Annotated in this window: 22 protein-coding genes; 10 read left to right on the plus strand and 12 right to left on the minus strand. The window is 71.9% G+C overall.

Annotation, left to right across the window (positions count from 1 at the left end; all coding sequences use genetic code 11):
• Positions 1–38: 38 nt before the first annotated feature.
• Positions 39–701, plus strand: coding sequence for an alpha-ketoglutarate-dependent dioxygenase AlkB family protein (locus ACWD4J_RS32725; protein WP_451399099.1), 663 nt, complete (start codon positions 39–41; stop codon positions 699–701).
• A 73-nt stretch (positions 702–774) separates the two neighbouring features.
• Positions 775–2,019: an ROK family protein gene (locus ACWD4J_RS32730; RefSeq protein ID WP_451399100.1), complete on the plus strand. Its 1,245-nt coding sequence runs from the start codon at positions 775–777 to the stop codon at positions 2,017–2,019.
• A gap of 44 nt (positions 2,020–2,063) precedes the next feature.
• Here the strand turns inward: ACWD4J_RS32730 and ACWD4J_RS32735 are convergent, their stop codons facing one another.
• Positions 2,064–2,648 carry a DUF4865 family protein gene (locus tag ACWD4J_RS32735; RefSeq protein ID WP_451399101.1) on the minus strand — a complete coding sequence of 195 codons (585 nt, stop codon included), beginning with the start codon at positions 2,646–2,648 and terminating at the stop codon, positions 2,064–2,066.
• A 19-nt stretch (positions 2,649–2,667) separates the two neighbouring features.
• The gene (locus ACWD4J_RS32740) at positions 2,668–3,249 is read right to left on the minus strand and encodes a TetR/AcrR family transcriptional regulator (protein WP_451399102.1); all 582 of its coding nucleotides are present in this window, start codon (positions 3,247–3,249) and stop codon (positions 2,668–2,670) included.
• Positions 3,250–3,442: 193 nt separating this feature from the next.
• On the opposite strand from ACWD4J_RS32740, the gene ACWD4J_RS32745 reads away from it, so the two are divergent.
• From ACWD4J_RS32745 to ACWD4J_RS32755, 3 genes are read left to right on the plus strand one after another with little or no spacing between them, the layout of a single operon-like run.
• Positions 3,443–3,760 carry an SHOCT domain-containing protein gene (locus tag ACWD4J_RS32745; RefSeq protein ID WP_451399103.1) on the plus strand — a complete coding sequence of 106 codons (318 nt, stop codon included), beginning with the start codon at positions 3,443–3,445 and terminating at the stop codon, positions 3,758–3,760.
• On the plus strand, positions 3,757–4,554 hold the full coding sequence (locus ACWD4J_RS32750) for an ABC transporter ATP-binding protein (RefSeq protein WP_451399104.1): 798 nt from the start codon (positions 3,757–3,759) through the stop codon (positions 4,552–4,554). Before ACWD4J_RS32745 ends, ACWD4J_RS32750 begins: the two co-directional genes overlap by 4 nt.
• Positions 4,551–7,115, plus strand: a complete 2,565-nt coding sequence (locus ACWD4J_RS32755) for an ABC transporter permease (protein WP_451399105.1) — start codon at positions 4,551–4,553, stop codon at positions 7,113–7,115. Before ACWD4J_RS32750 ends, ACWD4J_RS32755 begins: the two co-directional genes overlap by 4 nt.
• 108 nt (positions 7,116–7,223) lie before the next feature.
• On the opposite strand, the gene ACWD4J_RS32760 is transcribed toward ACWD4J_RS32755, so the two are convergent.
• Positions 7,224–7,787 carry an ATP-binding protein gene (locus tag ACWD4J_RS32760; protein WP_451399106.1) on the minus strand — a complete coding sequence of 188 codons (564 nt, stop codon included), beginning with the start codon at positions 7,785–7,787 and terminating at the stop codon, positions 7,224–7,226.
• Positions 7,788–7,998: 211 nt separating this feature from the next.
• Positions 7,999–8,322, minus strand: coding sequence for a hypothetical protein (locus ACWD4J_RS32765; RefSeq protein WP_451399107.1), 324 nt, complete (start codon positions 8,320–8,322; stop codon positions 7,999–8,001).
• 311 nt (positions 8,323–8,633) lie between these two features.
• Between ACWD4J_RS32765 and ACWD4J_RS32770 the strand changes: the two genes are divergently transcribed.
• Positions 8,634–9,767, plus strand: coding sequence for a PLP-dependent cysteine synthase family protein (locus ACWD4J_RS32770; protein WP_451399108.1), 1,134 nt, complete (start codon positions 8,634–8,636; stop codon positions 9,765–9,767).
• A gap of 53 nt (positions 9,768–9,820) precedes the next feature.
• Here ACWD4J_RS32770 and ACWD4J_RS32775 read toward each other — a convergent pair whose 3' ends face one another.
• Together ACWD4J_RS32775 and ACWD4J_RS32780 are read right to left on the minus strand one after the other, a co-directional pair.
• Positions 9,821–10,300, minus strand: a complete 480-nt coding sequence (locus tag ACWD4J_RS32775; protein WP_451399109.1) for an SRPBCC family protein — start codon at positions 10,298–10,300, stop codon at positions 9,821–9,823.
• 187 nt (positions 10,301–10,487) lie between these two features.
• Entirely contained in the window at positions 10,488–11,318 is an 831-nt protein-coding gene (locus ACWD4J_RS32780) for a DeoR/GlpR family DNA-binding transcription regulator (protein ID WP_451399110.1), read from the minus strand.
• Between the two features lie 454 nt (positions 11,319–11,772).
• Between ACWD4J_RS32780 and ACWD4J_RS32785 the strand changes: the two genes are divergently transcribed.
• On the plus strand, positions 11,773–14,028 hold the full coding sequence (locus ACWD4J_RS32785) for a hypothetical protein (protein WP_451399158.1): 2,256 nt from the start codon (positions 11,773–11,775) through the stop codon (positions 14,026–14,028).
• On the opposite strand, the gene ACWD4J_RS32790 is transcribed toward ACWD4J_RS32785, so the two are convergent.
• The 5 genes from ACWD4J_RS32790 to ACWD4J_RS32810 form a co-directional block, all read right to left on the minus strand.
• The gene (locus ACWD4J_RS32790) at positions 13,998–16,436 is read right to left on the minus strand and encodes a right-handed parallel beta-helix repeat-containing protein (protein WP_451399111.1); all 2,439 of its coding nucleotides are present in this window, start codon (positions 16,434–16,436) and stop codon (positions 13,998–14,000) included. The two genes, ACWD4J_RS32785 and ACWD4J_RS32790, sit on opposite strands and share 31 nt — an antisense overlap.
• Before the next feature lie 115 nt (positions 16,437–16,551).
• Positions 16,552–17,157 (minus strand): Rv1733c family protein, encoded by a 606-nt coding sequence (locus ACWD4J_RS32795; protein ID WP_451399112.1) that lies wholly within the window; start codon positions 17,155–17,157, stop codon positions 16,552–16,554.
• Positions 17,158–17,317: 160 nt separating this feature from the next.
• On the minus strand, positions 17,318–18,142 hold the full coding sequence (locus ACWD4J_RS32800; protein WP_451399113.1) for an MOSC domain-containing protein: 825 nt from the start codon (positions 18,140–18,142) through the stop codon (positions 17,318–17,320).
• Positions 18,143–18,188: 46 nt separating this feature from the next.
• Positions 18,189–18,620, minus strand: a complete 432-nt coding sequence (locus tag ACWD4J_RS32805; RefSeq protein WP_451399114.1) for a DUF6643 family protein — start codon at positions 18,618–18,620, stop codon at positions 18,189–18,191.
• A gap of 335 nt (positions 18,621–18,955) precedes the next feature.
• Complete coding sequence (locus ACWD4J_RS32810) at positions 18,956–20,143, minus strand: glycosyltransferase (RefSeq protein WP_451399115.1); 1,188 nt, start codon at positions 20,141–20,143, stop codon at positions 18,956–18,958.
• A gap of 58 nt (positions 20,144–20,201) precedes the next feature.
• Between ACWD4J_RS32810 and ACWD4J_RS32815 the strand changes: the two genes are divergently transcribed.
• Entirely contained in the window at positions 20,202–20,987 is a 786-nt protein-coding gene (locus tag ACWD4J_RS32815) for a glutamate racemase (protein WP_451399116.1), read from the plus strand.
• A gap of 68 nt (positions 20,988–21,055) precedes the next feature.
• Entirely contained in the window at positions 21,056–21,610 is a 555-nt protein-coding gene (locus tag ACWD4J_RS32820; protein WP_451399117.1) for a hypothetical protein, read from the plus strand.
• Between the two features lie 5 nt (positions 21,611–21,615).
• Here the strand turns inward: ACWD4J_RS32820 and ACWD4J_RS32825 are convergent, their stop codons facing one another.
• On the minus strand, positions 21,616–22,698 hold the full coding sequence (locus ACWD4J_RS32825; RefSeq protein ID WP_451399159.1) for an O-antigen ligase family protein: 1,083 nt from the start codon (positions 22,696–22,698) through the stop codon (positions 21,616–21,618).
• A 220-nt stretch (positions 22,699–22,918) separates the two neighbouring features.
• On the opposite strand from ACWD4J_RS32825, the gene lnt reads away from it, so the two are divergent.
• Positions 22,919–24,535 carry an apolipoprotein N-acyltransferase gene (lnt, locus tag ACWD4J_RS32830; protein WP_451399118.1) on the plus strand — a complete coding sequence of 539 codons (1,617 nt, stop codon included), beginning with the start codon at positions 22,919–22,921 and terminating at the stop codon, positions 24,533–24,535.

Raw genomic sequence — 24,535 nt, forward strand, 5'->3', positions numbered from 1 at the left:
CCGGGAGCGAGCCCTGCGCGGTGCCATGATGGCTGGTGATGAGCGCTGAGCTGTTCCCCCGGACCCGCTCCGAGGTGGCCCCCGGTGCCGTGCACGTCCCGGACTGGCTGCCTCCGGAGCGCCAGCGCGAGCTGCTCGAGGCCTGCCGCGCGTGGGCGCGCCCGCCCGCGGGGCTGCGCACCGTACACACTCCGGGCGGCGGCACGATGAGCGCCAGGCAGGTGTGCCTGGGCTGGCACTGGTACCCGTACGGCTACGCCCGCACCGTCGAGGACGGGGACGGCGCGCCCGTGAAGCCGTTCCCGCCATGGCTCGGGGACCTCGCCCGCCAGGGCGTGAAGGAGGCACTCGGTGTCGGCGAATGCTCATCGCCGTACGACATCGCTCTGATCAACTTCTACGACGAGGGCGCGCGGATGGGGATGCACCGGGACAGCGACGAGGACGCCGACGACCCGGTGGTGTCCCTGAGCCTCGGTGATGCGTGCGTCTTCCGCTTCGGCAACGCGGAGTCGCGAGGGCGGCCGTACGCGGACGTCGAGCTGCGCAGCGGGGACCTGTTCGTCTTCGGCGGGCCCGCGCGGCTCGCGTACCACGGGGTGCCGCGTGTCGAGCCCGGCAGCGGCCCCTTGGAACTCGGGCTGCACGGGCGGCTCAACATCACCCTGCGGGTGAGCGGGCGCGAGATGCCGCCGGCGTGACAGTCCTGTTGCGAGGGGATGACCGCGGCGCCCGATGGCTGCTGCATCCACTGATCATGGGAGACTCGCCCTCATGAACGGCAACGAGGCCCATTCAGAGGCGGGAGAAACATCGACGCGCAACAGGCTGGAGCGAGGGCGCGGCGCGCTCGGTCCCGCGTTGGAACTCGTCCACACCGGCCGTGCCCCGACCCGGGCCGTGCTCACCGCCGAACTCGGCGTCACCCGCGCCACGGCCGGCGCGGTCGCCGCGGAACTCGAAGCCCTCGGCCTGATCCGCGTCGACGCCCGCCCCACCGCGGCCACCGGATCGCAGGGCAGGCCCTCGCACCGGCTGGAGATCGCCGAAGAGGGGCCCGTCGCTCTCGCCGCGCAGGTGCACGCCGACGGGTTCCGGGCGGCGCTCGTCGGGCTCGGCGGCCGCATCGTCGCGACCGCCCCCGGCTGCGAGATCATCGACCCGGACCCGGCGAAGGTCCTCGGCTCCGTCGTCGAAGCGGGCGCCCAACTGCTGCGCGAGACCGGCCGTCGCTGTGTCGGCTCCGGGCTCGCCGTGCCGTCCGCCGTCGCCGAACCCGAGGGCACCGCGCTCAATCCCCTGCACCTCGCCTGGCCTCCGGGCTCCCCGGTCCGGGACATCTTCACCACGAAGATCCGCGAAGCGGACATCCCCGGGCCGGTGTTCGCCGGGAACGACGTCAACCTCGCCGCGCTCGCCGAGCACCGGCACGGGGCGGGCCGCGGCGCCCGCGATCTGCTGTGCGTGGCCACCGGGCACCGCGGCGTCGGCGGTGCGCTCGTCCTCGACGGGCGGCTGCACACCGGCAGTTCGGGCCTCGCGCTGGAGGTCGGCCATCTGACCGTGAACCCCGAGGGCCGTCCCTGCCACTGCGGAAGCCGCGGCTGCCTCGACGTCGAGGCCGACCCGCTCGCGTTCCTCAACGCGGCCGGCCGCACGCCCGGCCCCGAGGTGTCGCTGCTGCAGCAGTCGCTCGACCTGATCCGCACGCAGTACGCCGACCTGACGGTCCGCATGGCCACGGAGGCGCTGATCGACCGGCTCGGCCTGGGACTCGCAGGCCTGGTCAACATCCTCAACCCCGACCGCATCATCCTCGGCGGGCTGCACCGCGCCCTGCTGGACGCGGACCCGGAGCGCCTGCGCGCCGTGGTGGCCGACCGCAGCCTGTGGGGCCGCAGCGGCGGCGTACCGATCCTGCCGTGCACGCTGGACCACAACAGCCTGGTGGGAGCGGCCGAACTGGCGTGGCAGCCGGTGCTCGACGATCCGCTGGCGGCGCTGGGGCAGCAGGGCTGAGGCGCGACCGTCCGCGCCGAGTGTGCACCGCTCAACGGGGGCGCTCACCACTGCCGTCCCCTCGGCAGCAGGTGCAGCTCCGGCGCGGAGAGGTGCAGCACCTGGAACACCTCGCCCGGCGCCTTCGGCGTGTCGTGCTCCCAGAGCGAGAAGTGCACCAGTTCCCAGTGGCGCGGGTCGACGGCCGCCGCCGCGCACACCGCGCCGTCCAGCCGGGCCAGCCGCTCGGTCTCCCGTACGGCCTCGTCGATCAGGCCGGCGATCGGTTCCGCGTCGGGAAGGTGCTGCCGCCGGCGTACGGCGACCTGCGCGGCGGAGCCGTCGGCCGCTCCCGGCTCGAACGCGAGGCCGGTCCAGTGCTGCACCACCGGCCGGCCGAAGTCGTCGACGAGGCCCTGGAATCCGGGTCCCCAGAGGAAGGAGTTCATGCCTTCGGGGGTGTTCCAGAGGTAGAACGGCGCGTACTGGTTGACCGGCGAATCTGCGACCCCGCGCTCGCGCATCAGAAACGCCTTCAGGCCAAGGCCGGGGTAGTCGTCCATGTGCGGGCCCTTGCCGGTCCCCCGGGTGCGGATGATGTCCATGTCGTAGTCCGCGGGCAGCGTGAGTTCGTACTGCATGGCGTGCATCGCGTGCCTCCTGAGGGGATCAGCCGGTGGAGCCGGGTGCGAGCAGTGAGAGCAGCCCGCGGACGCCCGCGTCGAAGGCCGCGGGGGAGCCGGAGGCGCGGGCCAGGACGTATCCGCCCTGGACCGTCGCCACGATCGTCGCGGCGACCGCCTCAGGGTCGAGCGAAGGCGCGAACTCGCCCCGCCCCCTGCCCTCTTCGACGATCCCGGCCAGCCGCCCGCGCAGCCAGTCGAGCGTCTCGTCGACGGGCGCGCGCAGCTCATCGCTGGCGATCACGTCCGGGTCCATCGTCAGCCGCCCGACGGGGCAGCCGCGCAGGACATCGCGCTCGCGCCGCAGATACGCCTCGATGCGCTGGTACGCCGACCCCGGAGTGCTCAGTACACCCTCGGCAGTAGCCCGCATCTCGTCGGCGGTGCGCCGGATCGCGGCGCGGGCCAGGTCCGGCTTGCCCTTGAAGTGGTGGTACATGCTGCCCTGGCCGGCACCCGCGTGCTGCTGGATGGCCTTCGGGCTGGTCCCCACATAGCCGCGCTCCCACAGCAGCTCACGGGTGGACTCGATCAGCCGGTCCTGAGTGCTCATACAGCGACTGTACATACCAGTAGGTACAGAGGAAAGCCGTTCGGTGGAAGCCCGGGGGAGGAGCGGACCGAGCTCCGTCTACTCCCGCAGAGGTACGCGTACTGCCGCTGGCCGTACGACGACTTGATGCCCCTTCCGGAGGGAGTCTCGAAGAGTCGCAGCGACGGCTCACGCAGCGACAGCACCGCTACCGAGGAGATGAGTTCGTATGCAGACCCTGGCGCACTGGGGCGGCGGGCCCGGCCCGTTGGTCCTGTTCTTCCCGCTGATCTGGGCGGTCGTCGTGATCGGCGTGGTCACCGTCCTGCGCCGCACCGTGTGGCGCGGTCGCCGCCGACCGTGGCAGCCCATGGACGGACGCGGCCCGTGGGCTCCCGCCGGTCCTGCCGACGAAAACTCGCCCATCGCGCTGCTGGGCCGCCGCTTCGCCTCCGGCGAGATCGACGAGGAGGAGTACTGGCGCCGCCTGTCGGTTCTGGACGAGCAGTTCGGGCGCAGCAGCGGTGGCAAGGGCGGTGCGGTATGACGACCACCGTGACCGAGACGCGGACCGCTGCCCGGGTCCTCGACGCCGTGAAGGTCTACGGCTCGGGCGACACCGCCGTCAGGGCCCTGGACGAGGTGAGCGTCGGCTTTCCGGCCGGGCGCTTCACCGCGATCATGGGGCCCTCCGGCTCCGGCAAGTCCACGCTCATGCACTGCGCGGCCGGGCTCGACACGCTCACCTCGGGCTCCGCCTTCATCGGCGACACCGACCTGAGCACGCTCGACGACCGCCGTCTGACGCTGCTGCGGCGGGACCGGATCGGCTTTGTGTTCCAGGCGTTCAACCTGGTGCCGACGCTGACCGTCGCCGAGAACATCACGCTGCCGATGGACCTCGCGGGCAGGAGGGCGGACGAACGCGACGAGGAGTGGATCGACGCGCTCGTCGACGTCGTCGGGCTGCGCGACCGGCTGCACCACCGGCCCGCCGAGCTGTCCGGCGGGCAACAGCAACGCGTCGCTGTCGCACGCGCGTTCGCCGGGCAGCCCGACGTCGTCTTCGCCGACGAACCGACCGGCAACCTCGACTCGCGCGCCGGCGAGGAGGTGCTCGGCCTCCTCGGGCGGGCGGTGCGCCTGATGGACCGTACGGTCGTGATGGTCACCCACGACCCGGTGGCCGCGGCGCACGCCGACGAGGTCGTCTTCCTGGCCGACGGCCGCCTCGTCGACCGGATGGAGGACCCCACTGCGGACCGGGTCCTCGACCGTATGAAGGCCTTCGACACCAGGGCGCTCGAAGCGAGCGGCTCCCCGGAAGGGGTGCCGTCATGAGTGCCACGTCCGCCGCGGTACGGATCAGCCTGTCCTCGGTGCGCGCCCACAAGCGGCGGTTCGCCGGGACCTTCTTCGCCGTGCTGCTCGGTGTCGCCTTTCTGACGGGCACGCTCGTCATGGGCGACACCCTGCGCGCCAGTTTCGGCACGATGTTCGTCAACGCGGCGAGCGGCACCGACGCGGTCGTCCGCGGCGCCGACACCATCACGGCACCCGGCCGGGGCCAGGGCGTGCGCCGGCCGGTCGACACCTCGCTCGTCGCGAAGGTGGAGAAGACGCCCGGTGTCGCGGCCGCCGCGGCCGACATCCAGGGCGCAGGTCAGCTCGTCGGCTCCGACGGCAAACCGATCGGCGGTCAGGGGCCGCCCACCCTCGCGGGCAACTGGATCGACGACGCGAAGCTCAATCCGTACCGACTCGCCGAAGGGCGTGCACCGTCGAAGCCCGGAGAGGTGGTCGTCAACCGCGGCGCCGCCAAGGCGGGCGGCCTGAAGATCGGTGACACGACGACCCTGAGGACCCCCGACCCCGTCCCGGTGAAGATCGTCGGCCTGGCGACGTTCGGCGGCGCGGACGGCATGGGGCAGGTCACCTTCACCGCCATGACCCAGGCCGATGCGGAGAAGTACCTCACGCCGAAGCCCGGAGAGGCCGCGAGCATCCTGGTGCGGGCCGGACCCGGCACCAGCCAGCAGCAGCTGGTCGACGCCCTCACCCCCGTACTCCCCCAGGGAGTCGAGGCCATCACGGGACAGGAGTCGGCGCAGGAGAACACGGACCTGGCCTCCGGACAGTTCCTGAACCTCTTCACCACCTTCCTGCTGGTGTTCTCCGGCATCGCGCTGCTGGTCGCGACCTTCTCCATCCACAACACCTTCGCGATCGTCGTCGCCCAGCGCACCCGCGAGAACGCGCTGCTGCGCGCCCTCGGCGCCGCGCGCCGCCAGGTCACCGTCTCGACGCTCGCCGAGGCGACGGTCGTGGCCGTCGTCGCGTCCGCCGCCGGGCTGGCGGGCGGCATCGGCATCGCCGCCGGGCTGCAGGCGCTGTTCCCGGCCCTCGGATTCCCGTTCCCGGACGGCTCCTTGGTGATCAGCGGCCTGTCCATGCTGCTGCCGCTCGCGGTCGGCATCGTGGTCTGCCTCGCCTCCGCGGTACTGCCCGCCGTGCGCGCCGGACGAACCGCGCCGCTCGCCGCGCTCCGCGAGACCGCCGTCGACCACTCGGGGGCCTCACGAGGACGGGCCATCGTCGGTGCGCGCATCGCACTGGCCGCGGTCGCCCTCGCACTCGTCGGGGTGTGGGCATCGCCGTGGCTCGCCGGTATCGGTGCGGTCCTGGCGCTCGTCGCGTTCGTGGTCCTCGGGCCTGTCGCGGCCTCGGCGGCGGTGCGCATCCTGGGCGGCCCGCTCGACCGGTTGCGCGGCGTTCCGGGCCGCCTGGCCAGGCGCAACGCGCTGCGCAGTCCCAAGCGGACCGCCGCCACCGCCAGCGCGCTGATGATCGGCGTCGCGGTCGTCTCGCTGTTCACCGTCTTCGGCGCCTCGCTGAAGGCCACCATGGACCAGACGGTCTCCCGGTCCTTCGCGGGCGACGTGGCCGTCAGCATGCCCTCGTTCGGTGCGGGCGGCAGCGGACTCAGCCCCGAGCTCGCCCCCGCGATCGCGAGGCAGCCGCAGGTAGCCACGGCGGTCGGCCTCGGCCGCGGCGTCGCCGAGGTCGACGGCAAGGGCCGCGCCCTCACCGTCACCGACCCGGCCGCACTCGGCAAGGTCTTCGACCTCGGCACGGTCCACGGCTCGCTGGACGGACTCGGTACGGACGGCATCGCCATCACCGAGAAGGAGGCGGGCAAGCAGCATCTGGGCCTGGGTGATAGGGCCGAACTCACCTTCGCCGACGGCAAGAAGCAGGCCTTCACCGTCCGCGCCCTCTACGGCCAGTCGGAGCTCGCCGGCGACTACGTCATCACCCGCCAGGCCTGGGCGCCACACCGCGCACAGGACTCCGACACCCTGATCGCCGTCTCCTTCAAGCACGGCGTGAGCAGGGCCGAGGGCACGGCCGCGGTGAAGAAGGTCGCCGCGGAGTACGGGAATCCCCAGGTGCAGACCCGGGACGAGTACGCGCAGTCGTCGGCCGGCGGCATCGACATGATGCTCACCCTGGTCTACGCACTGCTCGCCCTCGCCGTACTCATCGCACTGCTCGGCATCGCCAACACCCTCACGCTCGCCCTGCACGAGCGCACCCGCGAACTCGGACTGCTACGGGCCGTCGGCCAGACCCGGGCCCAGTTGCGCTCCATGGTCCGCTGGGAGTCGGTGCTCGTCGCCGCGTTCGGCACCGTGGGCGGGCTGGCGCTCGGCGGCTTCCTCGGCTGGGTCCTCGTCGAGGCGTCAGACGGGGCGAGCGACAGCACGTTCACCTTCGCAGTGCCGCCGCTGCGGCTGGCGATCGTGGCGCTGGTGGGGATCGGGGCCGGAGCCCTCGCGGGCCTGCGGCCGGCGCGCCGGGCGGCACGGCTGGATGTGCTGCGGGCCATCGCCACGCAGTGACGGCGCCGCCCGCCCTCCGGCTCGGCCGGAGGGCGGGCGGACCGACGGCCTCGGGCCCCGCGGCACCGCCTGGCCGGCCCACGACCTTGCGCCCGGGTCACCGCCCGGTCAGCCGACAACGGCCGACCGGGCGGGAGCATGTTCCGGTACGCGCTCCTCGTCGGGCACCGGCTCCAGGTCCGCCAGCAACGGATCTGTCGTGGTGGCTTCGTACAGGGGGCAGGTGGTGGCTTCGTACAGGGGAGAGGGAGGCACGAGCACCGACGGGGTGGACGGGGAGGCGGCGGGAAGCGTGAACCACACGACTTTGCCCTGCTCGCCGTGCGGGCGAGCGCCCCAGCTGTCGCTCACCGCGGCGACCATGGCGAGGCCGCGGCCGCTGGTGGCGAAGGACTCCGCGTCATGGATCTGCGGGAGTCTCGGATCGTGGTCATGGACGGAGACGGTGAGGCGGTCGAGCAGCAGCTCGAGCTCCACGGTGCACATCTTGTCCGGCTGTGCATGCCGGTGGACGTTGGTCAGCAGCTCGGTCACACCGAGCGCCGCCCGGTCGATCAGGGCGTCCAGATGCCAGTAGCGCAACTGCGCCGAGACGATTCTGCGGACCTGGCCGATCCGCGACGGCAGGGCCTGGAGCTCCACCGTGCAGTGCCTGCTTGGCTGACTGATCACGGCTGCGACTCCCCGAATTGAGGTCCGGAAGAAGACGAAGAACGGATCCAGCAAGGCGGCTGCGGATCACGGTCGCCTGCTGTGTTGCCGACGGCTGGTTCGGAGCGTAGTCGCCGGTAAACCCTGAGTGAGCATTGAGACTGAGACCAGAGTGACTCAGGGGGTGCCTGCTTGCAACTCGCGCCGTGCCCGCCTGCTTCGGCGACAGGCCCTACGCCCGGCCGCCACCGGCCCTGCGTACCGCCTCGATGAACCGGCGTGCGGCGGGCGGCCCGCCCTTGCCGGTGGCCGGGTCGTCCTCGGCGAGCGTCAGGTGGTAGCGCGTGCCGTTGATGTCGGCCAACGCGCGGTCGTCGTCGCCCAGCCAGGGCTTGCCGGCGCGCACGGCCTGCACCGGTGCGCTGTCGATCTCGCTGCCGTAGCTGGTGAGCAACTCGAGCCTGCCGTCGGTGATCCGGATCCGCCCCGCTCGCGTGAGCGAGCGCAGCCCCTTGCCGATCCGCACGCCCGTGGCCGTGAACTCGGGCTCTGCCATGCTCCCCGCCCCCTCGTGTGCTTCGGCCGTGTCGACCCGTGCCGCCGTGCAGTCTGCACGCGCCTGTCGTCGAGCACCAGTGCTCGCGGAGCGTGGGAATTCTTCGCCGGGAGCATTCGGCGGATGCGCCCCCGCTGCCCGGGGCCCGTCCGTGAGCCCGTCCGCACAGCCGTCCGGCATCCCGTTCCAGGCCTCCCTTTGGGCTCCCCAAAGTCGCGTTTATGCAGGTGAGAAGCGTACGGAAGGTGCCTATGATCGAACCGTGCAGCCGGCGCGAACCGGGGTCGGCACGAGGTGAAGGAGGCCCCGCGGTGAGCACCACCCAGCAGCACCTGACCGGCAGCCCACGCGCCACACTCGACGTGGACCGCAGCGACACGGCGTACCGCACCTGGCTGAAAGAGGCCGTACGCAAGGTGCAGGCAGATGCAAACAGGTCGGCTGATACGCATCTGTTGCGCTTCCCGCTGCCCGAGCAGTGGGGCATCGACCTTTATCTGAAGGACGAGTCGACGCATCCGACGGGCAGCCTCAAGCACCGCCTCGCGCGCTCGCTGTTCCTGTACGGGCTGTGCAACGGCTGGATCCGGCCGGGCCGCCCGGTCATCGAGGCGTCCAGCGGCTCGACCGCGGTCTCCGAGGCCTACTTCGCCAAGCTGATCGGCATCCCCTTCATCGCGGTGATGCCACGCACGACCAGCGCCGAGAAGTGCCGCCTGATCGAGTTCCACGGCGGCCAGTGCCACTTCGTCGACGACCCCCGGACGATGTACGAGGAGTCGGCCGCCCTCGCGGTGGAGACCGGCGGCCACTACATGGACCAGTTCACCTACGCGGAGCGGGCCACGGACTGGCGCGGCAACAACAATATCGCCGAGTCGATCTACCGTCAGCTGCGCCTGGAGCGGTATCCGGAGCCGGCGTGGATCGTCGCGACGGCCGGCACCGGCGGCACCTCCGCGACCCTCGCGCGCTACGTGCACTACATGCAGCACGACACGCGCATCTGCGTCGCCGACCCGGAGAACTCCTGTTTCTTCGAGGGCTGGACGACCGGTGAAACCGGTGTCACCTGCGAATCCGGGTCCCGGATAGAGGGCATCGGCAGGCCCCGCATGGAGCCGAGCTTCGTGCCCGGCGCCATCGACCGGATGATGAAGGTGCCGGACGCGGCCAGCGTCGCCGCCGTAAGGGCGCTGGAGCGCGCCATCGGCCGCAAGGCGGGCGGTTCGACCGGCACCGGCCTGTGGAGTGCGCTGAAGATCGTGTCCGAGATGGTGGCGGAGGGCCGGACCGGCAGCGTCGTCACTCTGCTGTGCGACCCGGGCGACCGCTACCTCGACAAGTACTACTCGGACGCGTGGCTCGCGGCGCAGGGCCTGGACATCGAGCCATACGTGACGGCGATCGATTCGCTGCTCGAGACCGGGGTCTGGCCGGACTGAACCGGAGGGGGCTGGCGCGGGGACGGGGTCGACGCTCCTCGACCATCTGGCGCTCAGGTGTTCGCAGCCGCCAGCCGGCGGTCGAGTGCCGTTACCGCGTCACGGAACGCACGCGCGAGTCCGGGCCGACCCAGCCTCAGAGCGAACCGGAAGGGTGCGTTGCCCTCCGCGGCGAACGTCCACTGCACACGCGTACCGGTCCCGGCCGGAGCGAGCCGCCACTCCTCGAGCAGGGCGCGCACCGCGGGCGCGTTCGTCTCGTCGACGCGGTACGCGTACACCTCGGGTGCTTTCGCCGCGACGACCGTCTCCTGGAAGCGTGTGCCGCCCTTGAGCCGGACCTCGCGTCCCGAGCTGTCCTCGGTGGGCCGGGCGTACGTGACCGCCGTGAACCACTCGGGCCAGCCCGCGACGTCTTCGGCCAGTGCGCGGAACACCACGTCAGGCGGCGCGGAGATCTCACGGGCGAACACCAGACGCAGCGGAGCGGACTCGATGAACTCGAGGTTCACGGCGGTGAGGCATCGTGCCATGAGACGAACCCCCAAGCGGAGACGGAGCCCCGGCGGTAGCCGATCGCCCCGTCGCGCGCGGGTGGCCGGCAGGGCTGGGCCACCATAGCTGACGGCGCGTCAGATGTCTGCAGTAATCCTCAAGGGAGCGCAGCTTTCAGGGGTCCGCGGTTCCCAGCGGCCGGCGGCTCCCAGGAGCCCGCGGCTCTCAGAAGTCCGCGGCGAGGTCTGTCTCGCCGGCCACCAAGAGCCGGTTCAGATGCTCGGAGATCTCTGCGCGCGCCTCGGGCGGCAGTCCCGAGTCCGTCACGAGTGTGTCCACCTGCTCGAGCTCGGCGAACGAGCTCAGGCCCACCGTGCCCCACTTCGTGTGGTCCGCGACCACGATGACGCGCCGTGCGGAGTGGACGAGCCGCCGGTTCGTCTCCGCCTCCGCGAGGTTCGGCGTCGACAGACCCGCTTCGACCGATATGCCGTGCACGCCCAGGAACAGCATGTCGAAGTGGAGCGTGGCGATGGCCTGGTCGGCGACCGGGCCCACCAGCGAGTCGGACGGAGTGCGCACACCCCCGGTCAGGACCACGGTCGCCGCGCCCTGGGTCTGGCCGGAACTGCGCTGCGCCGAGTGGAAGACATCGGCCACCCGCACGGAGTTGGTCACCACCGTCAGATCCGGCACCTCCAGCAGGTGCTGGGCCAGCGCATACGTCGTCGTGCCGCCTGACAGTGCGATCGCCGAGCCCGGCGAGACAAGGGTGGCGGCCGTCCGTGCGATGTCCTCCTTGGCGGTCGGCTCCAGGCCCGACTTCGCCTCGAAACCCGGCTCGTGCGTACTCGCCTCGACGATCGGGACCGCGCCGCCGTGGACCTTCTCGATCACGCCCTGGCGGGCCAGGGTGTCGAGGTCGCGGCGGACCGTCATGTCCGAAACACCCAGTTTGCGGGTGAGTTCGTTGACGCGTACACCGCCACGTCGGCGCACCTCGTCAAGGATCAGGGCGCGGCGCTGCTCCGCGAGGAGGTTCTGGTTCTCACTCACGCCCGCTCCGGTCCTTTCGTCTCGTCGATCCCCATATCAGGACGCCCCATCCTTGCACGAGCCACTGACAGCCATGCCACTGCCTGCGTGATTGCCGTACATCAAGGTCACCGGATGGGGGAGATTCCGTGACGAGGCGTGCGCAAGCGTTCCCGAACCGGGATCCTTCAATCCGCACATGGCATAACCCGGTACATGACACAAGCCCTGCGGCGGACATACGTCTGCCCCGGGCGCACGTCTGCCCGGGGGATACGCGCAGGATGGGGGAAGCGGAACAGTGGAGCGTGCCACACAGGGTCCCGCGGCGGAGGAGACCGCCGCCGGACAGGGCATCACGGCGGACGAGCGGACCGCGACAGACGATCGCATCAGACCCGGCGATCGCACCACACAGGGCGAGACCGCCCTTGAGCTGCTGGTGCACGGAGTCGGGGGCACCACCCCCGAGGCGATGCTCGACGATCCGCGCACCGTGCGCATCACCGGCGACGAGACCGCCGCGGTCTACCGGCGCAGCGACGACGCGGACGCCGAACAGCGCCCCGAGGACTACCGCGGCAAGCCGGTCCCCGAGGCGTACGTCTGGTGCAACCTCACCTCCGGCAACGGTTCGCGGGCCCTGTGGCTTCTGCTGCTGCCGTTCATGGTCGTCAACCTCGCGCACTGGATGCGCCCCACCGCCCACCACCACAAGCGGACCGTGCGCCTGTACGGCCTGCTCGTGCGCCTGACCGGCCTGACCCTGACCGTGCTCCTGGTCGCCGCCGCCTGTGAGGTCGCCCTCGATCTGACGGCGTGGCAGTGCGCGGGCACGCGCGCGTGCGCCGCGGACCGCTCATGGCTCGGTTTCCTGTCACCCGAGGTGTCCGGCCACGGCTGGTGGAGTCAGCCGGGGCGGCGTCTGGCACTCGCGGCCGTGGCACCCGCGGCGCTCACCGGACTCCTCTGGTACCTCTCCCACCGCACCTGGAGTGCGTACGAGTCCCAGCAGCCGCTGCCCCACCAGCCGGACCCGGAGGAGGACACCGGCCGTACCGCTCTCGGCCGGCCGGGCTTCTGGTACGGGCGCCGCCTGGTGGCCCGGCTGCGCGCGGCGCACACCGCGGCGGGTCTGCTCACCGTGGCGGCGGCCGTCGGCACGTCCGCCGCGCGCTTCGACCGGCAGTCCGGCGGGCCGGCACTGCTCGACGTACTCGGGCGCGTCCTCGACGCAACCCTCCTCGTGGGAGCGGCAGTCGTGGTGTGGGTGGTGTGCCGAAGGGGCCGCAGCGAGCACCGGGCCGACGAGCACCTGGACAAGGCCCTGATCCGCTGGCTGCCCGGCGGCGCGCTCGCCCTGCTGCTCCTCGCGGCGCTGTACGCGGGGTGGTCGCGGCCCGGCTGGCGGTCCGCAGGCCGTCTGCCCGGCGACGCGACGTTCGGCGGCATCGTCCTGGTCCAGGGACTCCTCGTCGTCGCCCTGGCCGTGGTGGCCCACGCACTCTTCCGCGCCGCACCGGACACACGCACCGCCATGCGGGGACTGGGCGGACCGGCGGTGGCCATGCTGGCCTGCGCCCTGGGCGGGGTGATGACCGGTGGAGTGGCCCAGCGGGTCGGCGACTGGCTGGACGGCGCGGGAACGCCCGGCGCCGGCGGCACCATCGACGGCCCGCCCGTGCTGCTCACCTGGCAGGCCTCCGTGATCCCGCCGCTGCTGGTCGTGCTCGCCGTGCTGTGCGGCTGGCTGGCCGTGCTCACCTGGCGCCGCACACGCCGGGACATCCCCATGGTGACCCGCGACTACCCGGGCGAGCCGGGGGACGCGGCACGCACCCGGCGTATCGCGGGGACACGCGCGCGTGCCGCCCTCACCGACCGCGTGCCCGTCGTCGTCGGCATCACCTCCGCCGTGACCCTGCTGCTCGGCGCGGGCGCGCTCGCCGGAGCCTGGACCGCCGGCGAGGTACCCGGCGAGGCGGCGAAGGGCCATGGCGCCTTCGTCGCGGGTGCCGCACAGACCGCGCAGGCACTCGGCTCCTGGCTGATCGGCCTCGGCTTCATCCTGTTCGTCACCTGGGGCCGCCGCGCCTACCGTGACGCCTCGGCCCGCCGCACCATCGGCATCCTGTGGGACGTGGGTACGTTCTGGCCGCGCGCCGCCCACCCCTTCGCGCCGCCGTGCTACGCCGAGCGCGCCGTGCCGGACCTGACCTGGCGCATGGCCACCTGGACACGCACCACCGGCGGCAGGCTCGTCATCTCGGGCCACTCGCAGGGCAGCGTCCTCGCGGCCGCGGCCGCCTGGCAGTTGACGCCCGCGGTACGCAAACGGGTCGCCCTCCTCACCTACGGTTCACCGCTGGAGCGGCTCTACGGACGCTGGTTCCCCGCCCACTTCGGCCCGGCAGCGCTGACCAGCCTGCACCGCGAGGTCGACTGCTGGCGCAACCTCTACCGGGCCACCGATCCGATCGGCGGTCCGGTCCGGGTGCACACCGCAGGCGCCCCCCAGGTTGACCGCGACGCCCTCAAGGACCCGCTCGCCTACGGACGCACCGAGCAGCATCCGCTTCCGGCGCCCATCCTGGGGCACTCCGACTACCAGGCCGATCCGGCGTTCGCGGAGGAACGCGCGCGGCTGCTGGCCCGGCTCAAGCCGGGCGTCCCCGCTCAGGCCATCGCCGCCGACGACCCTCACGGGAGCTCGGGCAGGTCCTCCGGATAGAGCAGGGTGAGGTCGTCCGTGCTCGGCTCCGCGAGCTGGGCGACCCGTCCCGCGTGCCGCTCCACCATCGCCTCGAAGGTCTGCCGCGCCGTGCGGCCGTTGCCGAACGCCGGCCCCTTCGGGATCGCCGTGAAGTACTTCAGCAGCGCCTCGGCCGCACCCGGGGCGAGCTGGTACTCGTGCTCCTCGGCCTGCTGCTCCACGATGTGCAGCAGCTCCTCGGGAACGTAGTCGCTGAAGGTGATCGTCCGTGAGAAGCGGGAGGCCACACCCGGGTTGACGGAGAGGAAGCGCTCCATCTCCGCCGTGTAGCCCGCGACGATCACCACCACCGCGTCGCGATGGTCCTCCATCAGCTTCACGAGTGTGTCGATGGCCTCGCGGCCGAAGTCGCGGCCCGAGTCCTCGGGGGAGAGTGCGTAGGCCTCGTCGATGAACAGCACGCCGCCGCGGGCCCGATCGAACGCCTCCTGCGTGCGGATGGCCGTCGATCCGATGTGCTCCCCGACGAGGTCCACGCGCGACACCTCGACGAGGTGGCCCTTCTCCAGAACGCCGAGCGACGCGAGGATCTCGCCGTAGAGCCGGGCGACCGTCGTCTTGCCGGTGCCGGGGGACCCCGTGAAGACGAGATGGCGTCTGGCCGATGCCGCCTTCAGACCTGCCTGCTGCCGGCGCCTGCCCACCTCGATCATGTCGGTGAGGGCACGCACCTCGCGCTTGACGCTCTCCAGGCCGACCAGTGCGTCCAGTTCACCCAGTACCGCCTTCGACTCCCGTGCGGTGACGGGCTGTTCCGGGGCGGCCGGCCGCTGTTCGGTGGTGCGCTGGCCTGGGATCGGAGAGAGAAGGCCGCTGCCCGGCTGCGTCGCCGTCTGCACGGCGGCCTCCCGGGCCGCGCGCCGCAGGCTTCTGCTCTCGTCGCTCGTGCACTCCTCGACCAGCGGCCCTCCCGTGCCGCCTGACGCGTGGGAAGCACCCCCGTCCGCGAACTCGTAACCTCCGCGCGAGCAGCGCTCGGTACGGCATTTCCGCAGCGTCGTACGGCATCCGTCGATCACGTGGAAGCCGTAGCCGCCGCTGTCGCTGACCCGGCAGCCGTCGAAGGTGCCGCGGCCCCCGGCGGAGACGTAGAAGCCGGCCTCGGCGGGTGATGTGACCGCGCACCGCTCGATGGTCGGGTCGGCGCCCTTGGTGACGATCACGCCGGTCTGCGTGGTGTCGAGGGTGCACCCCGAAAGGGTGCCGCCGCTGCCGTGGTCGCGGAACCACGCGCCTGTGGCGGCCTCGCGGATACGGCAGTCGTCCAACTGCGCACTCGCCCCGTCGCTCACCGACACCGCCGTGTTGCGCACCTGCGACAGGTCGCTGTCGACGACGTCCACGCGCGAGCCGCGGTCGAGGACGAACAGCGCGTCCGGTACGTCGTGCACCCGGCAGGAGTCCAGGACGGCGGTCGCGCCGTCGCTGACCCAGACGGCCGGGTAGTCGCCCGTACTGTCGTGGATCTCGCACTGGTTGGCGTCCACGCGCGTGCCCGGGTCCCATACGGACAGGCCGTTGCGGCCGAACCGGCGCACGCTGGAACGCGTCAGAGTCAGCACGGAGCGGGAGCGCAAGTCGATCGCGTTCTCGGGGATCTCGTGGATCCGGCAGTCGGCGAGCGTGAGGACGGCGTCGGTGTCGATCGTGATGCCGTCGGCGGTCGTACGGTGCACATCGCACTCCGTCAGACTGGCCGTCGCATGCCCCGTGACCTGGACGCCGGAGCCCTTGATCTCGTAGACCTCGCAGCCCACGGCGTCGAGACCGGTGTCCTCACCCGTCACCGAGAGACCCGCGCCCGAGGCGTGGTGCACCCGGCAGCGCTCAAGGCGTGGATAGGCCCCCCCGCGCACCGCGACGCCCGACTGGCCCGCCGAGACGACCTCGCACTCCTCGAAGACGCCACCGCCGCCGTCCAGCACGGCGATGCCGATGCCCGCAGGATTGTCGACCGTGCAGCGGCGCACGGCCGGGCGCGCGCCCCCGCGCACCTCGATGCCACTGGCCGATCGCGTCACAACGCGGACGTCCGAGAGCTCCGGGGCGCCGTCCTCGACGAGCAGGGCGGGCGCGGCGGAGTCCTGGCCCTCCACGTGCAGGTGCTGCACCACGGCGGAGGCACGCACCGTCAACGGCACACCGTCGGCCGGCGCGATGCGCACCGAGCCGGGGGACCCCTCGGGGCCGCGCAGCGTCACGGCGCGCAGGACGACGAGATTCTCCCGGTAGGTGCCGGGAGCCACGGTGAGGACGTCGCCGTCCCCGGCGGCCTCCAGGGCGGCGGCGAGGGATGCGTACTCGCCTGTGCGGCGCCGCCACCGCGACGTGCCGGTGTGCGTCACCTGGACCGTGCCCTGTGCCATGGGTCTGCTCTGCCCCCACCTCGTCGTACGCGGGTCCTTGCGAAGGGTGCCGAAGTGTTCGGCCGGTCCACCGTAGCGTGCGCGGGGAGGGCGAGTTGACCCAAGACCGGCTCTGTCAGCTGCCGGTGCCCGTCCTGCCCCAGTCCGGACCGGTCTTCTCCCACGCCTTGTCCCAGCGTGCATACCGACGCAGGACCATGCGCCACACGATCAGGCGCCTCGTGCCCTCGACCAGGCCGGCCGCCGCCGCGGCCGCGCCGAATCCGGCGAGCACCCCGTGTGTCGTGGCGGTCGCGGTGTCCAGGGGGCGGCCTACGACCGCGCCGTGGACATCGGTCCACAAGGGGAACCGGTCGCCGACGTGCGGCTCCTTGAGGTCGGCCAGGACGGTGCCGTGGTGTGCAGTGCCGTCCGGGGCCGTCCAGTCGGCGATCACCCGGCTCTGGTAGCCACGGCCCTGCGCCGTTTCCGGGTCGGGGTCGAAAGGCGGCTGCGCCACCTTTTTCACCACGGTCGCCGATATCCGGTGGCGCTCGAGCTGCTGCTCCTGAACCGACTGCAGCAGAGCGCGGCGGGAGAGATCTCCGGTCACGACACCGATGACCGGCACGGCGACGGTGATCAGCACTGCGGCCGCGAGCGCCACCCACGCCTCGACGAGGTCGGTCCTGCGGCGCAGCGGATTGTGTCGCCAACGCCAGAAGCCTGCGATTGCCCGCACAGTCCTGCACCCCCTTCCCCGTCCGTGATAACCCCGAACGGCACGGACCACGTGCCCATGCTGCGAAAGAGAGAGCGAGATCACCCCGTCCCTCTCAACGACGCCTTTACACAGGGCTAACGACCGTGGCCCGCAGGTGGGTTCCCCGTACCGGAGCCGGTCAGTCGAGGATCTCGACCGCGTCCCCGACGCGGATCGTGCCGGCGGACTCGGGCACCAGGTTCTGTCCGAAGACCAGTTGGTCGCCGAAGCGGCGGTGGCGGGCGAGGGTGCGCAGCGGCTCCTTGCCCCGTTCGGCGGTGGTCTGGTCCGTGGTGGTCACGACGCAGCGCCCGCACATCTTGGCCACCCGGAACGGGACATCGCCGATGGCTACGCGCGACCAGTCGTCCTCGGCCCAGGGAGCCGTGCCGCGTACCACGACGTTCGGCCGGAAGCGGTTCATGGGCAGGGGGCCCTCGTCGGCGTGATCTCCCTGCGCGATGAGGGAGTTGAGGGCGTCCAGCGACGAGAGCGCGGTGAGCAGCAGGGGATAGCCGTCGGCGAAGCTCACCATCTCGCCGGGCCGGGCGTACTCGGGGTCGATGGGACGGCGCGTGGCCGGGGCGTCGAGGTGGACGAGGCGCACGTCCGCTTCCAGGTAATCGCTGAACCATGCGTGCGCCGAGGCGTCGGCGGGTACCGCCTCGACCTTGTCCCGCCAGATCTCCACCAGGCTCGTGCTGCCGGCCGGCTCCGGGGCGGGGACGGTCAGCGGCTCCCGTCCGGGTGCGGACAGCCGTATGCCGCCGGGCAGCAGCTCGGCGGCGGCCAGCGCCATGCGCGGATGCTGGCGCTGCGTGACGAACTTGCCCGCTTCGTCGACCAGCATCCACCGCCGGTCGCCGCGGAGCCCCCACGGCTCCACGACCGCCTCACGCGCCGCGTGTCCCCGGGCGGCCTTCAGCGGGTGGATGTGGATCGAGTCGAGTACCCAGTTCACCATGGGGCCATCTTGTCAGCCGGCACGGACAACCCCACGTGTGCGCGGATCAGTAGCCGCGCTGCTGGGGGTTGTACGGATCCTGGTACTGCGCCGGGGCCGGGCGGGGTTGCGCGGGCCGCATCGCCTCGTAACCCGCGCCCTGCACGGGGCGCTGCGGGGCCTGCGGTCCCGGGTAGCTGCGCGGACCGCTCGGCTGCTGCGGGATGTACGGCGCGGGGGCCTGCTGCAGCGGGGCGGCGGGCTGCTGGGCCGCGTAGCCGTACGGCGGAGCCGGCTGCGGAGAGGGGGCGGACGGCAGCGCGGGCAGCGCTGCCGGCAGCGCGGGCAGATGGCTGCCCGTGTCGTACGCGGAGGGAACACGGATCGGCGCGATCTGCGGTGTGCCCCGCTCTGCGACGAGCGAGTCGTAGATGGGAGTGTCCGGGAAGGACGGCGCGGAGTAGTAACCGCCGCCATAAGTGGAGCGGGGGGAGGTCATGGCACATAAGTTAAGCCCACGATGTGCTGGTTGGGGAGACCGATAAGAGGGTTGTTTTCCGTGTCGGCAGTGGCCGCTGATCCCCAATGCGAGCGAACTTGCCAAAAACGGTCGCCTTTCGGGGTTGGAATCGTGTAACGGCCCAGTTCCCGGTGGGTTACCGGCGGTTGACCCCATGGAACCTCGTGCGAGTTCATGTGAACGCCTAGAGGTTCGAATCCGCAGGCGCAGGCGCAGGCGCAGGCGTCGGTTGTCGGGATGGGAATTGGGCCCGTGTTCCGGCCGGGGCCGCCCTGCGGGTGCCTCCGCTTCACGAATGGTTCAGCGTGAATCGTTCAGCGCTGCTCGGGCGCGGCTTCGGGCGCCGTCCCGGGACGCGCGTAGGTGCGGCCCTTCCAGGCCGCTCCTCGCCCCCGGTAGTGCTGCACTGCGGAGTCGACGGTCATCAGGAGATAGAGGGAGGCGACGGCGGGCAGCAGCGGCGCGAGCCACAGCGGCTGGGCGTAGTGGCGCAGCATCGGCGCGTACGTCGTGGCCATCAGCAGCCACGCCGTGCCGCCGGCCGCGATCGCCGCCGCGTCGTCGCCGAGGATCCCCGCGACGAGCGCAACAGGCGGCATCAGATACACCAGTGCCAGACCGGCGACGGTTCCGAGCAGCAGCAGCGGATTGTGCCGAAGCTGCGCGTAGGCGCTGCGCGAGATCATCCGCCAGAGGTCGGCGAGGCGCGGGTATGGGCGCACGCTGTCAACCCGGTCGGCCAGACCGAGCCAGACATGGCCGCCACTGCCCTTGACCGCCTTGGCGAGCGAGACGTCGTCGATGACGGCATGCCGTATGGAGTCCGGCACCTGTGCCCGCTCGGCGGCGTCGAGCCGCAACAGCACACATCCGCCGGCCGCGGCCGCCGTCCGGGAGTTCTTTCTGCCGATCCGGCGGAACGGATAGAGCTGGGCGAAGAAGTATACGAACGCCGGAACCACGAGCCGCTCCCAGAGGCTCTGCGCGCGCAGCCGGGCCATGAGGGACACCAGATCGAACCCGCCCGTGCGCGCCGCAGCCACGAGCTCCCGCAGACTGTCGGGCCGATGCGCGATGTCGGCGTCGGTGAGCAGCAGGTACTCCGGTGCACGCGCGCGTGCCAGCCCGATGCCGTGCCGTACGGCCCAGAGCTTGCCCGTCCAGCCGGGCGGCGGCTCGCCGGGCGACGACACGGTGAGCGGCAGCCCGCCGAGCCGCTCCGCCAGGGCACGCGCGAGCTCTCCGGTTCCGTCCGAGCTGCCGTCGTCGACGAGGAACACCTCCGCGCGCCCCGGATAGTCCTGGGCGAGCAGCGACGGCAGGCTTTCGGGCAGTACGGCGGCCTCGTCCCGCGCGGGTACGACGATGCCCACCGCGGGCCACTCCCGAGGGCCCTCACGGGGCGGCAGCCGCACGTCCGTACGCCAGAAGAAGCCCTGCCCGAGCAGCAGCCACAGCCAGGCGGCCAGTGATCCGACGGCGGTCCACACAAGGGCGGTCACGCGCCGCAGTCTGCCCCACCACAGCGGGTATCGGGACCCGATCGTCTAAGGTGACCGGATGAAGATCGCGCTTGTGGACTCGGGACTCGGACTGCTCGCGGCAGCTGCGGCGGTACGCCGTCTGCGGCCCGACGCCGATCTCGTGCTGTCCACGGACCCCGACGGAATGCCCTGGGGACCGCGCACACCCGATGGCGTCGCGGACCGCGCCTTGGCCGCCGCGGAGGCGGCCGCTGCACACCGTCCGGACGCGCTGATCGTGGCCTGCAACACCGCCTCCGTGCACGCTCTGCCCGTTCTTCGCGCACGCCTTGAGCCGGATCTTCCCGTTATCGGAACCGTTCCGGCGATCAAGCCGGCGGCCGCCGGTGGTGGCCCCGTAGCCATCTGGGCGACGCCCGCCACCACGGGAAGCCCCTATCAGGGGGGCCTGATCAACGACTTCGCCTCCGGCGTCGAGGTCGCCGAGGTACCGTGCCCCGGCCTCGCCGACGCCGTGGAGGAGGCCGACGAGGCCGCGATCGAGAAGGCGATCGCCGCGGCCGCGGCGCTCACCCCTACCGATGTAACGACCGTCGTCCTGGGCTGCACCCATTACGAACTCCTCGAGGACCTCATCCGTGAGGCCCTCCAGCAACCGGACATGCCGCCGCTCGTCCTGTACGGCTCCGCAGACGCCGTCGCCGCCCAGGCGTTGCGCAGGATCGATGAGCGTCCCGCCCTCTCATCGACCGCAAGCGGCAGTCTGACCGTGTTGCTCAGCGGCCGCGAGGGGCCACTGCCCGCGACCGCCCTGACCTACGCCGAAGGCAGGCTGCTCGCGGCCGTCAGCCCCGCCTCCTGACGGAGACCGGCGACGGTCACGCTCCGCAACCCTGTGCCTTCCTTCCGGAACATGAGTAGTCTCATGCCATGAGGGACCACCCCCACGGCAAGCGGGGCAGCGCAGGCCCCCCGCCCGAGATCTGGACCGGCCGCGCAACCAACCGAGCACAGTGGCTACTCGCGACAGCGGGCCTCGCCTGTGTGGCACTGGGTATCCAGCTGGCCGTCGCCTCCCCGTGGACGTCGGGTGTCACCGCCCTGGTCATGTCCGTCGTCGGCTGCATCGCCGTGGGACTCCTCGTACTCTTCGGCACCGTGGCGTTCGTCCATGTGGCCGTGAAGGTCGACCAGGACTTCCTCGAGGTGCGGTGCGGCCACATCGGCGTCCCCCGCCGGCGCATTCCGCTTGCCGACGTGGAGCGGGCCGACTTCGTACCCAGGGTGACCCCACGGCACTGGGGCGGCTGGGGCTATCGATGGCGCCCGGAGAAGGGCACCGGTGTCATCGTGCGGCGTGGTGAGGCCGTGGTGCTCAGGCTGGGTGACGGGCACACCTTCACGATCACCGTCGACAACGCGGAGGCGGCGGTGCGGGTCATCCGCGCCCGGCTGCGCCCGACCCCCTCCGGCCCCACGCTCTGACCGACTCAGCGACTCTCCGTACAGCTGCTGTCGCTTCCGGAACGTTCCTGCACGTCGTTGAAGCCGTGCGCCAGCTCATCGCCCCACGGCCGGGACGTCGCGAGCCCGGCGAGCAGCCCCCCGCCCGCCGTCACCGTCGTGAAGCTCAGTGCGTTGCCGGCGAGGGCCGTGAGGGCCAGGGCCGTCAGAGCGGCACCGGCCGTGAGGGCGACCGGTGTGGCACGCGGCGACCACCACAACGCGTAGAGCACCCAGCAGAACACCGCGGCCAGCAGACCCAGCCCCACCACTCCCTGCTCGGCCGCCTGCTGCAGAGGCGCAGAGTGCGGCGTGCCGTCCGCGGCCAGCGTCTGGGCGAGCGTGGGGCTGAGTTCGCCGAAGCGGCCCGGCCCCACACCCAGGACCGGTTGCCGGCCGGCGAGGTCGAGCGCGTCCCGCCAGAGCAGAACCCGGTGCGGGGTGAGCTGCCCCTCCAGGGAGGCGGTGAGCCCATCCGGCAGGACGTCCTCGGTGACGGCCAAGAACAGGCCTGCCACCACGGCCGTGGCGGCCCCGAGACCCACGAGACCCAGCCCCCTGCGCCGCATCCGGCCGGCAGCGAGCGAGTACAGCAGTACACCGGCACAGGCCGCGACCCCGGCCGTCGACCCCAGCGCCGCAGCGGACACCATGATCCCGGCCGCGAGCGACCGCAGAGCCATGCGCAGCACAGGTGGCTCGGCGGCCCAGGCCGCTGAGCAGGCGGCGCCGGTGGACAGCGCGAGCAGTGCGGCGGTGGCACCGGCATCACCGAGCGGCGATGCGAGGTCCGGGGCCGGGGCGGCCTGAGGAACGGTTGCGGCGAGAAGCAGACCGGCGAGAGCAGCGGCACAGGGCGCGGCGACCGGCAGGAGCGCCCCCGTGATGCGACCGCACGCATACCCGGCGGTCACGGCGAGTACGGCGAGAAGCACACCTTCGGGCCTGCCCTGCCTGATGGCCGCGGTGACCAGGGACCACACCGCGCACGCCGCCAGCAGGACGATGCCGGCCGCGTCCGAGACATTGCGGCGCTCGCGCACACCGGGCGGACCACCGGCCGCCGCCATCCCCGTAGCACCCACCCGTCGCCCCCCGACATGTGACGGGCCCCGGCTGCCACGGCCGGAATCGGCCACGTGCCGGGGACTGGCGAACACGGTAACGGCTGAGGCACTCCTTTGTGGACACGTTGCGCAGGAACGATGCATCAATAGGGCGGAAGTGGGCCGCGGAGGCCGGTACGCCCGCATTGCGGGGGCCGAGGTCACGCGCCGTAGACTCGCCCGCGTGACCGTCACCGCCACCTCCATAGACGAGCCGGACCAGCTCGAACCGCGAGTTGAGCCCGCCTCGCGCGCATCGCGCATCGTGCGTCGGCTCGTCCCGGCCGCTACGGCAGCACTCTCCGGAGTGCTGCTGTACGTCAGCTTCCCGCCCCGAACGCTGTGGTGGCTGGCCCTGCCGGCCTTCGCCGTGTTCGGCTGGTGCCTGCGGGGCCGCACCTGGAAGGCGGGGCTCGGGCTCGGTTACCTCTTCGGGCTGGGCTTCCTGCTTCCGCTGCTCGTATGGACCGGTGTGGAGGTCGGCTCCGGACCGTGGCTGGCGCTCGTCGCCGCGGAGGCGGTCTTCGTCGCTCTGGTGGGTGCCGGCATCGCAGCGGTGTCGCGGCTGCCCCTCTGGCCGGTGTGGGCGGCCGCCCTGTGGATCGCCGGTGAGGCGGCACGCGCGCGGGTACCGTTCGGCGGCTTTCCCTGGGGCAAGATCGCATTCGGGCAGGCGGACGGGGTGTTCCTGCCCCTCGCCGCCGTGGGCGGCACGCCGGTGCTCGGCTTCGGGGTCGTACTGTGCGGCTTCGGCCTGTACGAGATGGTCCGTCAGCTGGCCGGGGCCCGCCGGGCCCGGACCGTGCACCGTGGCGCTGCGGCGGCGGCCGTGCTCACCGTGGTCGTACCGGTCGCCGCGGCCTTCGCCGCGCGTCCGCTCGTCAGCGACACGGCTGAGGACGGGTACGCGACCGTCGCCGTGATCCAGGGCAACGTGCCCCGCGCGGGGCTCGACTTCAACTCCCAGCGCCGTGCCGTGCTCGACTACCACGCGCGCGAGACCGAGCGGCTGGCCGAACGGGTCAGGGCGGGCAAGGCCGCACAGCCCGATTTCGTGCTGTGGCCGGAGAACTCCTCCGACATCGACCCCTTCCGCAACGCCGACGCGCGCGCCGTGATCGACGGGGCCGTCAACGCGATCGGCGTGCCCATCTCGGTCGGCGGCGTCGTCGAGACCGACAACGGCAAGCTCTACAACGAGCAGATCCTGTGGGACCCGCAGAAGGGCCCCACCGAGACCTACGACAAGCGGCAGATCCAGCCCTTCGGCGAGTACATACCACTGCGCTCCTTCATCAGGAACTTCAGCAGCGACGTCGACATGGTGCGGCAGGACTTCAGCCGGGGCACCAAGCCGGGCGTGTTCACGATGGCGGGCACCAAGGTGGGCCTGGCCACCTGCTATGAGGCCGCCTTCGACTGGGCGGTGCGCGACACGGTGACTCACGGCGCGCAGATGATCTCAGTGCCCAGCAACAACGCCACGTTCGACCGCAGCGAGATGACCTACCAGCAGCTCGCGATGTCGCGGATCCGCGCGGTGGAACACAGCCGGACCGTCGCGGTGCCGGTGACCAGCGGCGTCAGCGCGGTGATCATGCCGGACGGGCGGATCGTCCGGAAGACGGCGATGTTCACCGCGGACTCGCTCGTCGAGAAGGTTCCGCTGCGCTCCTCGCAGACGCCGGCGACGCGGATGGGCGTGCTCCCCGAGGTCCTGCTGGTGCTGATCGCGGCCGGCGGGCTCGGCTGGGCCGGGGCAACGGCGGTGCGCAGCCGTCGCAGCGAACTCTCGCGGTGA

It is taken from the genome of Streptomyces sp. NPDC002577 (assembly GCF_053594815.1).

What these genes read in the sequence shown, in the direction of transcription:
- ACWD4J_RS32725 (WP_451399099.1), top strand. Translation starts at nt 39, where the DNA reads ATGAGCGCTGAGCTGTTCCCCCGGACCCGCTCCGAGGTGGCCCCCGGT.
- ACWD4J_RS32730 (WP_451399100.1), top strand. Translation starts at nt 775, where the DNA reads ATGAACGGCAACGAGGCCCATTCAGAGGCGGGAGAAACATCGACGCGC.
- ACWD4J_RS32735 (WP_451399101.1), bottom strand. Translation starts at nt 2,648, where the DNA reads ATGCACGCCATGCAGTACGAACTCACGCTGCCCGCGGACTACGACATG.
- ACWD4J_RS32740 (WP_451399102.1), bottom strand. Translation starts at nt 3,249, where the DNA reads ATGTACAGTCGCTGTATGAGCACTCAGGACCGGCTGATCGAGTCCACC.
- ACWD4J_RS32745 (WP_451399103.1), top strand. Translation starts at nt 3,443, where the DNA reads ATGCAGACCCTGGCGCACTGGGGCGGCGGGCCCGGCCCGTTGGTCCTG.
- ACWD4J_RS32750 (WP_451399104.1), top strand. Translation starts at nt 3,757, where the DNA reads ATGACGACCACCGTGACCGAGACGCGGACCGCTGCCCGGGTCCTCGAC.
- ACWD4J_RS32755 (WP_451399105.1), top strand. Translation starts at nt 4,551, where the DNA reads ATGAGTGCCACGTCCGCCGCGGTACGGATCAGCCTGTCCTCGGTGCGC.
- ACWD4J_RS32765 (WP_451399107.1), bottom strand. Translation starts at nt 8,322, where the DNA reads ATGGCAGAGCCCGAGTTCACGGCCACGGGCGTGCGGATCGGCAAGGGG.
- ACWD4J_RS32775 (WP_451399109.1), bottom strand. Translation starts at nt 10,300, where the DNA reads ATGGCACGATGCCTCACCGCCGTGAACCTCGAGTTCATCGAGTCCGCT.
- ACWD4J_RS32785 (WP_451399158.1), top strand. Translation starts at nt 11,773, where the DNA reads ATGCTCGACGATCCGCGCACCGTGCGCATCACCGGCGACGAGACCGCC.
- ACWD4J_RS32790 (WP_451399111.1), bottom strand. Translation starts at nt 16,436, where the DNA reads ATGGCACAGGGCACGGTCCAGGTGACGCACACCGGCACGTCGCGGTGG.
- ACWD4J_RS32800 (WP_451399113.1), bottom strand. Translation starts at nt 18,142, where the DNA reads ATGGTGAACTGGGTACTCGACTCGATCCACATCCACCCGCTGAAGGCC.
- ACWD4J_RS32805 (WP_451399114.1), bottom strand. Translation starts at nt 18,620, where the DNA reads ATGACCTCCCCCCGCTCCACTTATGGCGGCGGTTACTACTCCGCGCCG.
- ACWD4J_RS32815 (WP_451399116.1), top strand. Translation starts at nt 20,202, where the DNA reads ATGAAGATCGCGCTTGTGGACTCGGGACTCGGACTGCTCGCGGCAGCT.
- ACWD4J_RS32820 (WP_451399117.1), top strand. Translation starts at nt 21,056, where the DNA reads ATGAGGGACCACCCCCACGGCAAGCGGGGCAGCGCAGGCCCCCCGCCC.
- ACWD4J_RS32825 (WP_451399159.1), bottom strand. Translation starts at nt 22,698, where the DNA reads ATGGCGGCGGCCGGTGGTCCGCCCGGTGTGCGCGAGCGCCGCAATGTC.